Consider the following 15,335-nt stretch of genomic DNA (forward strand, 5'->3'; position numbering starts at 1 on the left):
CCCGGCCTTCAGCGAAGGGCGCGCCACGTTGTTCATGACAGGCCAAGTTCGTTGTCGATGAATTCCAGAACCTGATCGGCGGTCGCCACCTGCAACCGCTCCACGGCGTTGCCGTCGTCCGCCCGCGCCGACGAGCACATCGCCTTCCACTTGGACAGCAAGGTCTCCAGCCGGACGGTGACCGCCCCGGAGTCCACGTCCTCGACGCCGACGGCCGACAGGCTGTTCTCCAGCCTGACCAGCTCATTGAGGACGGGGTGGGGCTGGGCTGCCTCTGGCCCCGGAGCACCCGGCTCACCGTCCGGGGAGAGCTCCCGGCGCAGGTGCTCGGCCAGCGCCGCCGCCTCCGGGTGGTCGAAGACGAGCGCCGCGGGCAGCCGCAGTCCGGTGGCCGCGGCCAGCCGGTTGCGCAGCTCCACGGCGGTCAGAGAGTCGAAGCCGAGGTCCTTGAACGACGCGTCCGGCTGCACCACACCGGGATCGGCATGGCCCAGGACCGTGGCCGCCTGGGTGCGCACCAGGTTGAGCAGCAGCCGGTGCTGTTCGGCGGGCGGCAGCCCCGTGAGCCGGCCCGCCCAGTCGGTGTTCGGTCCACCGGCGGCCGCCGTGGGCCGGGCCCGCCCGCCGCCACCGACGGTGGCGAGCGCCCTCAGGGGGGTGGGGAGGGTGCCGGGGGCCTGAGCGGCGAGGGAGCCGGTGTCCAGATGGAGCGCCAGCAGATGCGGATGTCCGTGGTGGCAGGCCGCGTCCAGCAGCGCCAGCCCCTCCGCGGTGCTGTTGGCCTTGATGCCCAGGCGGGCCATCCGGGCCAGATCGGCGTCGGCCAGCCGTGCGGTCAGGCCGCTGGTGGCCGCCCAGAGTCCCCAGGCCACCGACAGCCCGGGAAGCCCGGCCGCCTGGCGGCGAGCGGCCAGGGCGTCGCAAAAGGCGTTGGCGGAAGCGTAGTTGGCCTGGCCGGGCGTACCGAGATCGGAGGCGAAGGAGGAGAACAGGACGAACATGCCCAGCCGCAGATGCGCGGTGGCGGTGTGCAGATGGGCCGCCGCCGCGGCCTTCGCCGCCCAGGCCCGCGCCAGCCGCTTCGGATCCTGCGAGGGAAGCATCGCGTCGTCCAGCGCCCCCGCCGCGTGCACGACACCGGTCAGCGGGTGCGCCGGATCGACGCCCCCGAGGACTTCCGCCACCTGGGCGGCATCGCCGATGTCGCAGGCGGCGATGCGTACGTCGGCCCCCAGGTCCGCGAGCCGGGCCACCAGCTCCTTCGCCCCGGGCGCGTCCGGGCCGCTGCGGCTCACCAGCAGCAGATGGCGGATGTTCCGGCTACGGACGAGGTGCTCGGCGACGCGTGCGCCGAGGGTGCCGGTGCCACCAGTGATGAGCACGGTACCGTCCGGCTCCACCGGGGCGGGGACGTCCAGGACCAGCTTGCCGGTGTGCCTGGCCTGACTGAGACACCGCAACGCCTCACGCGCCCGGCTGAGCGGCCACGCCCGTACCGGGGGCGGTTCGAGCACACCGGAGGCGAACAACTCGCCCAGTTCGCCCAGCATTTCGCCGATACGGTCCGGACCGGCGTCGGCGATCAGGTCGTAGACCCGATACATCACCCCGGGGTGCTCGGCCGCGATCAGCTCCGGGTCGCGGATGTCGGTCTTGCCCATCTCCAGCAACCGCCCGCCCTCACGGAGGAGACGGAGCGAGGCGTCCACGAACTCACCGGCGAGGCTGTTGAGCACCACATCGACGCCACGGCCACCGGTGGCCTCACGGAACGCCTCCTCGAAGTCCGGATCGCGTGACGAGGCCCGGTGAGCCTGGTCGATGCCCATCTCCTCCAGCACACCGTGCTTCGCCGGGCTCGCCGTCGCGTAGACCTCCGCGCCGAGATGCCGGGCGATCCGCACCGCGGCCGTCCCCACACCACCGGTCGCGGCATGGATCAGGACGCGCTCGCCCGCCTGGAGACCGCCCAGCTCCACGAGCCCGTACCAGGCGGTGAGAAACACGACGGGGGCCGCGGCCGCCTGCCGGAAGGTCCAGCCTTCGGGGATGGGTACGACCGTACGGGCGTCCGCCACGGCCAGCGGGCCGAACGCGCCCTCGAACAGGCCCATCACCCGGTCGTCCACGGCGAGTCCGGTCACGCCGGGGCCAACCTCCCGCACCACACCGGCGCCCTCGCTGCCACCGAACACCGCGTCACCGGGATACATCCCCAACACCATCAGCGCATCACGGAAGTTGACACCCGCCGCATGGACATCGATGCGCACCTGGCCCTCCCGCAGAGGCTCCAGCGCCTCCGGGCACGCCACCGGCCGTACGCTGTCCACCGTCCCGGCGCCGTCGAGCCCGAGCCGCCACGCGGACTGCCCCATCGGGGCCGCCAGGCCCGCGCTCGGCGCGGCGCGTACCAGCCGGGGCATCAGCGCCCGCCCCGCGCGCAGGGCCAGCTGCGACTCGTCCATGTCGATGGCGCGTGCCACGGCGTCGGTCACGAGGTCGGCGGACACCTCCTCCTGAGGGTCGAGATCGAGCAACAGAAAACGACCCGGGTTCTCGGCCTGCGCACTGCGCACCAGACCCCAGACCGCGGCGCCCGCCACATCCACGCTCTCGGCCATGAGGTCAACGCCAACCGGGTCACCGGTCGCGACGGCCCCACGGGTCACCACCACCAACCGGGCCTCGGCCAGGCGCGGCTCGGCCAGCCAGCTCTGCAAAAGCTCCAGGACCCGCTCCGCCGAGGCCAGCCCGTCGGCCGCCATCCCGCCATCCCGGGCATGGACCGCCTCGGCGGGCTCCAGGGCAAGGACGACGGCGGGGGCGGGGGCGCCCGCGTCGAGCGTGCTGATCAACGCCTGCGGATCCGGATGGCATACGGCGGCGGATCCGGCCGGAGCCCGGTCCTCGGGCCCCAGGATCGCCCAGTCGGTCTCATCGGCCGAGTGATGCGCGGACCGCCCGTCGCCGTTGGGCGGCGCGGGGACCGGCAAGGGGGCCCAGTCCATGACGAACAGCCCGTCCACGCCCGGCCGGTGGGCCGTATGGAGCTGATCGGCGTCGGCGGAACGCAGCACCACCGCGTCGGCGCTCAGCACCGGGGCGCCCAGGGCGTCCGCCACGGTCACCCGCAGCGTACGTTCCCGCTCCGCGCTCGGCTCATACGGAGAGATCCGTACCCGTACCGTGCTCGCCCCGGCCGCCCACAGCGACACCCCGTTCCAGGTGAACGGCAGCCACACCCGGCCATCGGCCGACCCGGCGTCACTCGGTGACCCATCGGTCAGCAAGACGGGATGCAGGGCCGCGTCGAGCAGCGCCGGGTGGATACCGAACCCCGTCCGCTCCCCCGCGGCCTCGGGCAACGCCACCTCGGCCAGCAGATCCGCACCGTCCCGCCACACGGCGCGCAGCCCCTGGAAAGCGGGGCCGTACGCATACCCCGATGCCGCGATCTGTGCGTAGAAGTCCGCGGGGTCGATCGGCTTCGCACCCGCCGGTGGCCATACCCCGCCCAACTCCTCCTGTGGCGTGGAGCCGTCGGGAGGCGGGCTCAACACGCCCTCCGCATGGCACACCCACCCGGCCGCCGTGTCGGCGCCGTCGTGCGAGTACATCCGCACATCACGTCGGCCGTCGGCGCCCGGCCCACCGACCACCACTTGCAGGCGCACCCCACCGCTGGACGGCAGCACGAGCGGTACCTGGAGCGCCAGCTCCTCCACCCCACCGCAGCCGACCTCGTCGGCGGCCCGCAACGCCCACTCGACCAAGGCCGTCCCGGGAACCAGGACCGCGCCCGCCACGACATGGTCGGCGAGCCAGCCATGGGACTGCGCCGAGAGGCGTCCCGTCAGCAAATGGCCCTGGCCGTCGGCGAGTTCCACGGCGGCGCTCAGCAGCGGATGGCCCGCGGCGACGAGCCCGAGGTCGGCGGGATCGGCGCCCCGGCCACTGAGGCCGTCGAGCCAATAGCGCTGGTGCTGGAAGGCGTACGTGGGCAGATCGACGGTACGAGGGGTGGGGTCGGCCGGAAACGCCGCCCTCCAATCCACCTCAACCCCGGCGATGAACGCCTGACCGAGAGAATGGAGAAGCTGAGCCTGACCACCATGGTCGCGACGCAAGGTCGGCACGGCGACCGCGTCCACACCCGCCTCCTCAAAGGACTCCTGCATACCGAGGATCAGCACCGGGTGAGTACTGGACTCGATGAACACCCGATACCCATCCGACAGCAGAGCCTCGACGGCGTCGGCGAACCGCACCCGCTCCCGCAGATTCCGCACCCAATAGTCCGTACCCAGGCCAGCCGCATCGACCCGGCCCCCCGTCACCGTCGAATAAAACGCCACCTCATCCGCCCCACCGACAACCGGGCGGACACCAGCAAGGACCTCGTTCAACTCCTCACGGATCTCCTCCACCTGAGGGCCATGCGAGGCATAGTCCACCTCAATCAGCCGCGCCCGCTCCCCCGCCCCCTGACACGCGACCACGACACCGGCCACCTGCCCCGGCGGACCCGAAACCACCGTCGACGAAGGCCCATTCACAGCCGCCACACCCACACCAGCGGCTTGATCTCCCAAGTCGGACAGCAGCCGCCCCGCCCGCTCCCGACCCACCCCCAGCGACGCCATCGCCCCACCACCGGCCAGCCGCCGCAACGCCCTACTCCGCAACGCCACGACCTTCGCACCGTCCTCCAACGACAGCACCCCCGCGACCACAGCCGCCGCGATCTCACCCTGGCTATGACCCACCACCGCCGCAGGACACACCCCATACCCCGCCCACACCGCCGCCAACGACACCATCACCGCCCACAACACCGGCTGCACCACATCCACCCGCCCCAGATCGACGCCCCCGGCTCCCCGCAGCACATCGGTAAGCGACCAATCCACATACGGCGCCAACGCCCGCTCACACTCCGCCACCCGCGCCGCGAACACCGGGGACGCCTCCAGCAGCTCCGCACCCATCCCCACCCACTGCGAACCCTGACCCGGAAACACCAACACCGGACCCACACCACCCATCAGCACCGACGCACCCGACTCCACCACACCCGGATGCGACACACCCCCCGCCAACGCCCCCACACCCGCCAACAACCCGACCCGGTCACCACCCACCACCACCGCCCGATACTCAAACACCGACCGCGACGAAACCAACGACCACCCCACATCAACCAACGAAAGCTCGGACACACCACCCACCCGCTCAGCCAACACCGCAGCCTGCCCCCGCAACGCCTCCACACTCCGCCCCGACACCACCCACGGAACCACCCCGCGCTCCTCAGGGGAGGGCGCCGACGCATCCTCCTCAGGAGCCTGCTCCAGGATCAGATGGGCGTTCGTGCCGGAGATGCCGAACGACGACACCGCCGCTCGGCGGGGCCGCTCCAGACGGGGCCACTCCACCGGCTCATTCAGCAGCCGCAGCCCGCTGCCCTCCCACTCCACGTGCGGGGTCGGTTGGTCCAGATGCAGGTTCGCGGGCAGTCCGGGGTGGCGGAGTGCCATCACCATCTTGATCACGCCCGCCACGCCCGCCGCCGCATGCGTATGGCCGATGTTGGACTTCAGCGAGCCCAACAGCAGTGGCCGGTCGGCGGGGCGGTTCCGGCCATAGGTGGCGATCAGGGCCTCGGCCTCGATCGGGTCGCCGAGTTTGGTCCCGGTGCCGTGTGCCTCGAGGGCGTCCACATCGCCCGGCTCCAGCCGGGCGTTGGCCAGCGCCTGGCCGATGACGCGCTCCTGGGCCACGTCGTTGGGCGCGGTGAGACCGTTGCTGGCACCGTCCTGGTTGATGGCAGAGCCCCGGATCACGGCCAGCACCCGATGGCCGTTGCGACGGGCCTCCGAAAGCCGCTCCAGCACCACCAGCCCGACGCCTTCGGAGAAGCCGGTGCCGTCCGCGTCGGCGGCGAAGGACTTGCACCGGCCGTCCGGGGCCAGTGCGCGCTGCCGGGAGAACTCGGTGAACATGATGGGGGTGGCGAGCGAGGTGACACCGCCCGCCAGGGCCAGGGTGCACTCCCCCAGCCGCAGTGCCTGCACCGCCAGATGCATGGCCACGAGCGAGGCCGAGCATGCGGTGTCCACCGTCACCGCCGGCCCCTCCAGACCGAAGGTGTAGGCCACCCGGCCCGAGATCACACTGGTGAGTCCGCCCGTGGTGGCGTAGCCCTCGAACCCCTCGGGGATGCGCGGGGCCCTGGACAGATAGTCCTGGCTGGACACACCGGCGTAGACACCGGTGCGGGTCCCCTTCAGCGACATCGGGTCGATACCGGCCCGCTCCAGGGATTCCCACGCCATCTCCAGTACCAGCCGCTGCTGCGGGTCCATGGCGAGCGCTTCCCTGGGGCTGATGCCGAAGAATGCCGCGTCGAACCGGTCCGCCTCGATGAATCCGCCCTGGCGGACACAGCTGGTGCCGTAGTGCTCCGGATCGGGGTGGTAGAGGTTCTCCAGGTCCCAGCCACGGTCCGTCGGGAAGTCCCCGATCGCGTCAACGCCCGAGCCGAGCAGTTCCCACAGCTCCTCCGGGGAGGTGACCCCGCCGGGAAAGCGGCAGGCCATGCCGACCACGGCCACCGGCTCATGGGAACGCTCCTCCACCTCGCGCAAGCGCAGACGCGTATCGTGCAGATCGGCGGAAACGCGCTTGAGGTACTCGACCAGCTTCTCTTCGTTCGCCATGAGGGTCACCCGGCCTTCAGCGATCGTCGCGCCCGGCACATTCAGGACACACCAAGCTCGTTGTCAATAAACTCAAGGACCTGATCCGCGGAGGCGGACTCCAGCCTCTGAGCCGCGCTCATTTCATCCGTCGGCTGCCGTGGCAATTGCGTGCTCGGAGGGACGGTCGCGGTGGGGGTGGCGTCGGTACCGTCGGAGGTCAGCCGTCGCACCAGATGGTGGGCGATGCCTTCCGGGGTCGGATGTCTGAAGATCAGGGCCGCGGGCAGCCGCAGGCCCGTGGCGGCCGCGAGGCGATCGCGCAGTTCGACGGCGGTCAGGGACTCGAAGCCCAGCTCCTTGAAGGTGGCGTCGGCGTGCACCGCCTCGGCATCGGTGTGCCCCAGCACGGTGGCGGCGTGGTCGCGCACCAGGCCGAGGAGGGTGCGATACCGCTCCACGGCCGACAGCCGTGCCAGCCGGGCGGCCCAGTCGACGGACGACGCTCCGGCGGCGGCCGCCGCGGCGCGCCGCCGTACGCTTCCGCCACCGACACTCTCAGCCGCCACTCGGCCGGTGTTCGGGGACCGCAGCTGATCGGCGTCGGCCTGACGCAGCACCAGCGCGTCGATCGTCAGCACCGGGGCGCCCACGGGGTCCGCGACGACGACCCGCAGTTCACGCTCGCCCTCGGCCTCGGTGGCCTGCGGACGGGGGGTGAGTCGGACGCGTACGGCGGTGGCCTCGGCCGCCCACAGGGACACACCGCCGATGGTGAACGGCAGCCACATCCGGCCCTTGTCCTCCTCCCCCTGGGTCCGGGCCATCCGGTCCGTCGCGTCCATCAGCAGCGTCGGATGCAGCACCGCGTCCAGCAGGGCGGGGTGGATACCGAATCCACCGTTCTCTCCCGCGGCCTTGGGCAGTTCCACATCGGCCAGCAGATCCGCGCCCTCCCGCCACACCGCGCGCAGCCCCTGGAACGCGGCTCCGTAGACGTATCCGGATGTGGCGATCCGTTCGTAGAACCCGTCGATGTCCACCGCCCGCGCTCCGGGCGGCGGCCAGGTCCGGGGCAACTCCCCCGACCGGCTTTCCGGTACGGCGGGGCCGAGGACGCCCATGGCGTGGCACATCCAGTCGGTGTCGCCACCCGTGCGAAGGCGGTCGTCGGGGAGGGAGTAGATCGCGATGTCGCGGCGTCCGTCGTCGGCGTGCGGGCCCACCACCACCTGGACACACCGGCCGCCCGTCGCCGGCATCACCAGCGGCAGCCGCAGGGCGAGCTCCTCCACCGCGCCACAGCCTGCCTCGTCGGCCGCCCGCAGCGCCCACTCCACCAGCGCGGCTCCGGGCACCAGGGCCACGCCCGCCACCACATGGTCGGCGAGCCAGCCGTGCGTCTGCGGGGAGATACGTCCGGTCAGCACATGGCCGCTGCCGTCGGCGAGCCGCACCGCGGCGCCCAGCAGCGGATGGTCCGCGGCCACCAGGCCGAGGGCGCCGGGGTTCCCGCCGGGCCCGCCGGGGGCGTCCAGCCAGTAGCGCCGACGCTGGAAGGCGTACGTGGGCAGATCGACCGTACGGGGCGTGGGGGCGGCCGGGAAGGCGGCCGACCAGTCCACCTCGGCGCCGGCGATGAACGCCTGCGCGACCGACTTCGTCAGCTGGGCCAGGTCCCCGTGGTCCCGCCGCAGGGTGGGCACCGCGGCGGCGCCGATCTCGGCGTGCTCGAAGCTCTCCCGCATCGCCATGGTGAGAACGGGATGGGTGCTGGCCTCGATGAACACCCGATGCCCAGCCTCCAGCAACGCCTCGACGGCATCGGCGAACCGCACCCGCTCCCGCAGATTCCGCACCCAGTAGTCCGTGTCCAGCGTGGATACATCGGTCCGGCCACCGGTCACGGTGGAGTAGAACACCACCCCGGAGGCTCCGGGCGCCTCGACCGGATCAACTCCCCTGAGGCGCTGGGTGAGTTCCTCGGCGATCTCATCGACCTGGGGGCTGTGGGAGGCGTAGTCCACCTCAATCAGCCGCGCCCGCTCGCCCGCGTCCTGACACGCGGCCACCACCGTGGCCACCTGCTCCGGCGGCCCGGACACCACAGTGGACTCGGGCCCGTTCACCACCGCCACCACGACCGCGGCGGCCCGATCGCCGAGCCCGGTCAGCAACTCCTCGGCCCGCTCATCGCCCAGTGCCAGCGAGGCCATGGCCCCGCCCCCGGCGAGTCGCCGCAGGGCCCGACTGCGCAGCGCCACGACCTTCGCACCGTCCTCCAGGGACAGCGCTCCGGCCACCACGGCCGCCGCGATCTCACCCTGGCTGTGGCCCACCACGGCGGCGGGGCGCACACCGTACTCGACCCATACGGCGGCCAGGGACACCATCGCCGCCCAGAGCGCGGGCTGCACCACGTCCACCCGGCTCAGCTCGGCGGCGCCTTCGGCTCCCCGCAGCACATCGGTGAGCGACCAGTCGACGTGGGGCGCGAGCGCTCGTTCGCACTCCGCCACCCGGGCGGCGAACACCGGTGAGCCGTCCAGCAGCTCGGCGCCCATCCCGGCCCACTGCGAGCCCTGCCCGGGGAACACCAGCACCGGGTCCGCGTCCACTGCCGCGCCGGAGCGGGTGGCACCCGGGCCCACCACACCCGGATGCGTCTCTTCGGCCGCCAACGCCTCAAGGGCGGCGGTGAGTTCATCGCCGTTTCCGCCGACCACCACCGCGCGATGGTCGAACTCCGTCCGGGTGGTGATCAGTGACCAGCCCACGTCCCGGGGCGACGGTGTGTCGTCGGCGGCCATGTGGGCGGCCAACTCCCGGGCCTGCCCCCGGAGGGCTTCGGCACCGCGGGCGGACAGCACCCAGGGCACCGGCCGGTCGTCCTCGTCCGTCCGCGGGCCGCTGGGGACGGATTCGGGTTCGGGGGCCTGCTCCACGATCAGATGTGCGTTGGTGCCGCTGATGCCGAAGGAGGACACGCCCGCGCGGCGGGGGTGTTCGTCACGCGGCCACTCCACCGGCTCGGTCAGCAGCCGCACCGCACCACTGTCCCAGTTGGCGTGGGGGCTGGGCGCGTCGATGTGCAAGGTGGCGGGCAGCAGGCCGTGCCGCATGGCCATCACCATCTTGATGACGCCCGCCACGCCGGCCGCGGCCTGGGTGTGGCCGATGTTGGACTTCAGCGAGCCCAGCCACAGGGGCCGCTCTTCCGGCCGCTGCTGCCCGTAGGTGGCCAGCAACGCCTGGGCCTCGATCGGGTCCCCCAGGGTGGTCCCGGTGCCGTGCGCCTCGACGGCGTCCACCTCGGCCGGGGACAGCCGGGCGTCGGCGAGGGCCTGGCGGATCACCCGCTGCTGGGAGGGGCCGTTGGGCGCGGTCAGGCCGTTGGACGCGCCGTCCTGGTTGACGGCCGAGCCCCGGATCACAGCGAGCACCCGGTGGCCGTTCCGCCGGGCGTCGGACACCCGCTCCAGGAGCAGCAGGCCGACGCCCTCGCCCCATCCGGTGCCGTCGGCGGCCGCCGCGAAGGGCTTGCACCGCCCGTCGGGGGCCAGGCCGCGCTGGCGGGAGAAGCCGGTGAACATGCCGGGTGCGGCCATCACCGTCACCCCTCCGGCCAGGGCCAGCGCGCACTCGCCCTGCCGCAGTGCCCGCACCGCCAGATGGATGGCCACGAGCGACGACGAACACGCCGTGTCCACCGACACCGCGGACCCCTCCAGGCCGAAGGTGAACGCCACCCGGCCGGACACCACGCTCGGGGTGCCGCCGGTGAGCAGATGGCCGTCGAGCCCCTTGGGCGCCTCGTGCAGCCGGGGGCCGTAGTCCTGGGGCATCACTCCGACGAACACCCCGGTGGCGCTGGACTGGAGGGCGGTGGAGCGGATGCCCGCCCGTTCGAAGGTCTGCCACGCGGTTTCCAGCAGCAGCCGCTGCTGCGGGTCGGTGGCCAGCGCCTCCCGGGGGCTGATCCCGAAGAACTCCGCGTCGAATTCCGGTGCGTCGTAGAGGAAGCCGCCCTCGTGGGCGTAGCTGGTGCCGGGGCGGTCCTGGTCGGGGTCGAAGAGTCCGGCCAGGTCCCAGCCGCGGTCCCGGGGGAACTCCCCGATCGCGTCGACGCCCTCGGCCACCAGCCGCCACAGCGCCTCGGGCGAGTCGACGCCGCCGGGGAAGCGGCAGCCCATGGCCACCACCGCGATCGGCTCGTCGGCGTCGCGCGGTACGGGGGCCGCTTGCGCCGATGGTCCGGTGGCAGGGCTGGTGTGAGCCCGCAGATGGTCGGCGACGGCCAGGGGCGTGGGGTGGTCGAAGGTGAGCGTGGCGGTCAGGGGCAGCCCGGTGGCGACGCCGAGCCGCTCACTCAGCTCGGTCGCCGCGAGCGAGTCGAAGCCCAGTTCCTTGAAGGTCAGGCCGGGATCGATGGCGTCCGGCTCGGAGTGTCCGAGGACGAGGGCCACTTGGGTCCGTACGACCTCCAGCGGGTCCCGGTCCGGTCCCGTGTCGCCGGGCCCGGCCGTCTCTCCTGCGGGCGCCGCCTGGTCCGGGGCGGCCTCCGTCCCGGTGGTGTGAGTGCCCCGCGCGGTGGATCCGGGTGTGACGCCGGGCCAGTAGCGGTCCCGCTGGAAGGCGTACGTCGGCAGGGGGACCCGTTGCCGGGTGTGCCCGCCGCAGGCCCGGTCCCAGGCCACTTCGGCGCCGCGGACATACGCCTGGGCCATGGCGGCGGCGAAGGTGCGTACCTCGGGGCGGTCGCGGCGCAGCGCCGCCACGGCGGCCGGGCGCGGCCGCCCGGGGGCCGGTCCGGGCCGCGCCGTGAGGCATTCGCGGGTCATGGCCGTGAGCGGGGCGTCCGGCCCGAGTTCGAGGAAGGTGGTGACACCGGCGTCCAGGAGGGTGTGCACACCGTCCATGAAGCGCACCGCGTGGCGGGCGTGCCGGGCCCAGTAGTCCGGTACGGCGAGCTCCGAGGCGGTGGCGAGCCGTCCCGTCACATTGGAGACGAGGGGGATGGCCGGTGCGGAGAAGGTCAGCCCGGAGGCGACGGCGCGCAGTTCGTCGAGCAGGGAGTCCATGTGCGGCGAGTGGAAGGCGTGGCTGACCTTCAGCAGCCGGGCCTTGCGGCCACGCTCGCGCCACGCGGCGGCCGTCGCGTGGACGGCGTCGTGGTCACCCGAAATCACCACGGATGACGGGCCGTTGACGGCGGCGAGGTCCAGCCGCTCCTCCCGCCCGGCGAGCAGTCCGGCGGCCTCGTCCGGGTCGGCCTGGAGCGCGGCCATCGCACCCGTCGCCGTGATCGACTGCATCAGCCGGCCGCGGGCGGCCACCAGGGCGCAGGCGTCGGGCAGGGTGAGCACACCGGCCACATGGGCCGCGGCGATCTCGCCGACCGAGTGGCCCATCAGATGGCCGGGGGTGAGCCCCCAGGATTCGGCCAGCCGGTAGAGGGCCACCTCGATGGCGAACAGCGCGGGCTGGGTGTACGCGGTGCGGTCGAGCAACGCCGCTCGCGGGGACGGGGGTTGGGCGAACATCACCTCGCGCGACGGCTCTGCCAACTGCCCGTCCAGACAGTCGCACACCTCGTCCAGCGCCGCCGCGAAGGCCGGATAGGCGGCGTACAGTTCACGGCCCATGGCCGCTCGCTGGCTGCCCTGGCCGCTGAAGAGGACGGCGAGACCGCCGTCCGTGGTGCTGCCTCGCACCACTCCGGCGGCCTCCGTGCCGTTGGCCAGCGCGTCCAGCCCGCTCAGCAGCTCGTCGGCGCCCGCCCCGAGGATCACGGCGCGGTGCCCGAACGCGGTCCGTGTGGTGGCCAGAGAGTGTCCGACGTCGGCCGGGGAGAGGCCGTCGTGGTCCGCCAGATGGCCCCGCAGCCGCCCGGCCTGGGCGCACAGCGCCGCGGGGGTCTTCGCGGAGATCGGCCAGCCCACCACGGGAGGCACGAGGCCGTCGTCGGCGGGCACGGGCGCCGACGCGGGTGCTTCGCCGAGGACGAGATGGCAGTTGGTGCCGCCCATGCCGAAGGAGCTGACCCCGGCGAGCAGCGGCCGGTCCGGACGGGGCCACTCGCCGAGCCGGTCCTGGACCCGCAGTCCGAGTTCGGCCAGCGGGATCCGCGGGTTCGGGGTGGTGAAGTGGAGGCTGGGCGGCAGCAGGCGATGGGTGATGCCGAGGGCGGTCTTGAGCAGTCCGACGATGCCCGCGGCGCCTTCGAGGTGGCCCACGTTGGTCTTGGCGGAGCCGACGAGCAGTGGTGTGCCGTCCGTCCGTACGGTCCCGAGCGCGGCGCCGAGCGCCGCCGCCTCGACGGGGTCGCCGACGGGGGTTCCGGTGCCGTGCAGCTCGACGTACTGGACCTCGTCGGGTGAGACTCCGGCCCGCCGGTGGGCGGTGCGCACCACGTCCTCCTGGGCCGCCGGGCTGGGGGCCGTCAGCCCGGCGGTGGCGCCGTCGTTGTTGACGGCGCTCGCGTGGATGACGCAGTACACCGGGTCGCCGTCGCGTACCGCCGCGGCGAGTGGCTTGAGGAGGACCGCCGCGCCGCCCTCGCCACGCACGAGGCCGTTGGCGCGGGCGTCGAAGGTGTGGCAGCGCCCGTCCGGGGAGAGTCCGCCGAACTGGGCGGCGGCGGCCGCCATGCTGTCCTCGGTGAGGATGAGGTTGACGCCTCCGGCCAGGGCCAGGGTGCACTCCTGGCGGCGCAGGCTCTCGCAGGCGGTGTGCACGGCCACCAGCGAGGAGGACTGTGCGGTGTCGACGGTGAGGCTGGGGCCGCGCAGACCGTAGCCGTAGGAGACCCGGTTGGCGATGATGCTGCGGTGGACACCGGTCATGGCGTGCCGGGTGGCCGCGGTGGCGTCCCGGCGCAGGAGGGCGGCGTACTCGTCCCAGATGGCACCGACGAACACACCGGTCGGGCTGTCCTTCAGCGTTCCGGGCCGGACTCCCGCGTCCTCGAACGCCTCCCAGGCGAGTTCGAGCATCAGCCGCTGCTGCGGGTCCATGGCCGTCGCCTCGCGGGGCGAGATGCCGAAGAAGGAGGCGTCGAAGGTATCGACGCGGTCCAGGAAGCCGCCGTACCAGGTCGGCGCCGACCGGTCTGAACCGTCGCTGACGGAACCGTCGGTGGCGGCGCCATCCGTGGCGGGACCATCCGTAGCGGCGCCATCCGTGGCGAAGCCATCAGCGGCGGGCCCATCAATGGCGGAGGCGCCGGTCCCTCGGCGGTCGTCCGGCATGGCGGTGATGGCGTCCCCGCCCTCCCGCAGCAGCCGCCAGAAGGCCGACGGGCTGGGTGCGTGCGGCAGGCGGCAGGCCATTCCCACCACGGCGATGGGCTCCGCGTGCTGAGGTGTGCGGGTGGGCTCGTCGCTATCCATCGCACCCCATATGGCATTCGGAGAACGGCTGCGTGTTCGTGGTCATGGGCGGCACTCCCGCTCCGGATTGATGATCGGTGCGAGCACGTGGCCCATCGTGGGGCGCGGTTCTAAAGCAAGACCAAATAGGCCACGGCCGGTGACTTTAGAGACGCGTTACCGGAACCCCGGACGATCGCTTGAGCGGGTGAGCCCTTATGTGCCCTGGGCCGACCCGATCTTTCGAGCACACAGGAGGAGTGCCATGACCTCTCCCTCGGCCGTGCCACCGGGCGGCACGGTGTCGGACTACTACAGCTCGCTGGGCCCGCTTCTGCAGATGGCGTGGGACGACAACTTCCACTTCGGCTACTGGGACGGTCCGTCCGATACCCGTTCGGTGCAAGAGGCCACCGATCGCTTCACGGATCTGCTGATCGAACGGCTGCGGGTGGGGCCGGGAGACCGGGTGCTGGATGTCGGCTGTGGTATCGGGAAACCGGCGATGCGGCTGGCGTCCGCCACCGGCGCCAACGTCCTGGGCGTCACGATCAGCGAGCTCCAGGTCAAACAGGCGACCGAATCGGCCCGGCTGGCCGAGCTGTCCGGCCGGGTGGCATTCCAATACGCCGACGCCATGGCGATGCCTTTCGACGACGCGGCTTTCGACGCCGTACTCGCATTCGAATCGATCAATCACATGGACCGTCCGACGGCGCTGCGGGAGATGGCCCGTGTGCTGCGGCCGGGAGGCCGGGTGGTGCTCACGGATGTCACCCCGCCGAGCGACGGCAGTTATCAGCCGGACGACGATCCCGCCGTGGTCACCTCGCTGACCCGGCTGGAGGACTGGCCCGGCCTGGTCGGTGACGCCGGGCTGGTGCTCGATGAGCTGACCGATGTCACCGAGAACACCAAGGACACCGCCAACCGCATGATCGACGGCATCCTGCGCTGTCGCCGGGAGTTCGAGGCGCGCCACGGGGTCAGCGTGCAGGAGGTGCTGGACGCCGCCAAGTCGGCGCTGCCCACCGTGCCCAGCGCCGGCTGTGCCATAGTGGTGGCCCACAAGCCCTGAATGGGCGGCAAACCTGACGTTTATTCGAGAACCCTTCATGGGTCCCGCGCAGACGGAATTCTCCGCTCCTCATCAAAGCGGCGCCAAGGGGCCCATGATCTCGCAAGATGCGCTTGTCCCGGCCGATGTGATCCGCGTATTCTCTTTCGCGGACTGCAACACCTCAAGTGCCGGATATCCGGACTC

General features: G+C 72.3%; 3 protein-coding genes. 1 reads left to right on the top strand and 2 read right to left on the bottom strand.

The annotated features are described in order from the left end of the window. Positions 1-32: 32 nt before the first annotated feature. Together ACMTAK_RS07105 and ACMTAK_RS07110 are read right to left on the bottom strand one after the other, a co-directional pair. Entirely contained in the window at positions 33-6,722 is a 6,690-nt protein-coding gene (locus ACMTAK_RS07105) for an SDR family NAD(P)-dependent oxidoreductase (protein ID WP_413805383.1), read from the bottom strand. Positions 6,723-6,763: 41 nt separating this feature from the next. Next, the gene (locus ACMTAK_RS07110) at positions 6,764-14,092 is read right to left on the bottom strand and encodes a type I polyketide synthase (protein WP_413805384.1); all 7,329 of its coding nucleotides are present in this window, start codon (positions 14,090-14,092) and stop codon (positions 6,764-6,766) included. A gap of 244 nt (positions 14,093-14,336) precedes the next feature. Between ACMTAK_RS07110 and ACMTAK_RS07115 the strand changes: the two genes are divergently transcribed. Then, positions 14,337-15,149 carry an SAM-dependent methyltransferase gene (locus ACMTAK_RS07115; RefSeq protein ID WP_413805385.1) on the top strand — a complete coding sequence of 271 codons (813 nt, stop codon included), beginning with the start codon at positions 14,337-14,339 and terminating at the stop codon, positions 15,147-15,149. The last annotated feature ends 186 nt before the right edge of the window (positions 15,150-15,335 follow it).

Origin of the sequence: Streptomyces lacaronensis (genome assembly GCF_047337785.1) — a bacterium.
Taxonomy (GTDB): Bacteria; Actinomycetota; Actinomycetes; order Streptomycetales; family Streptomycetaceae; genus Streptomyces; species Streptomyces lycopersici.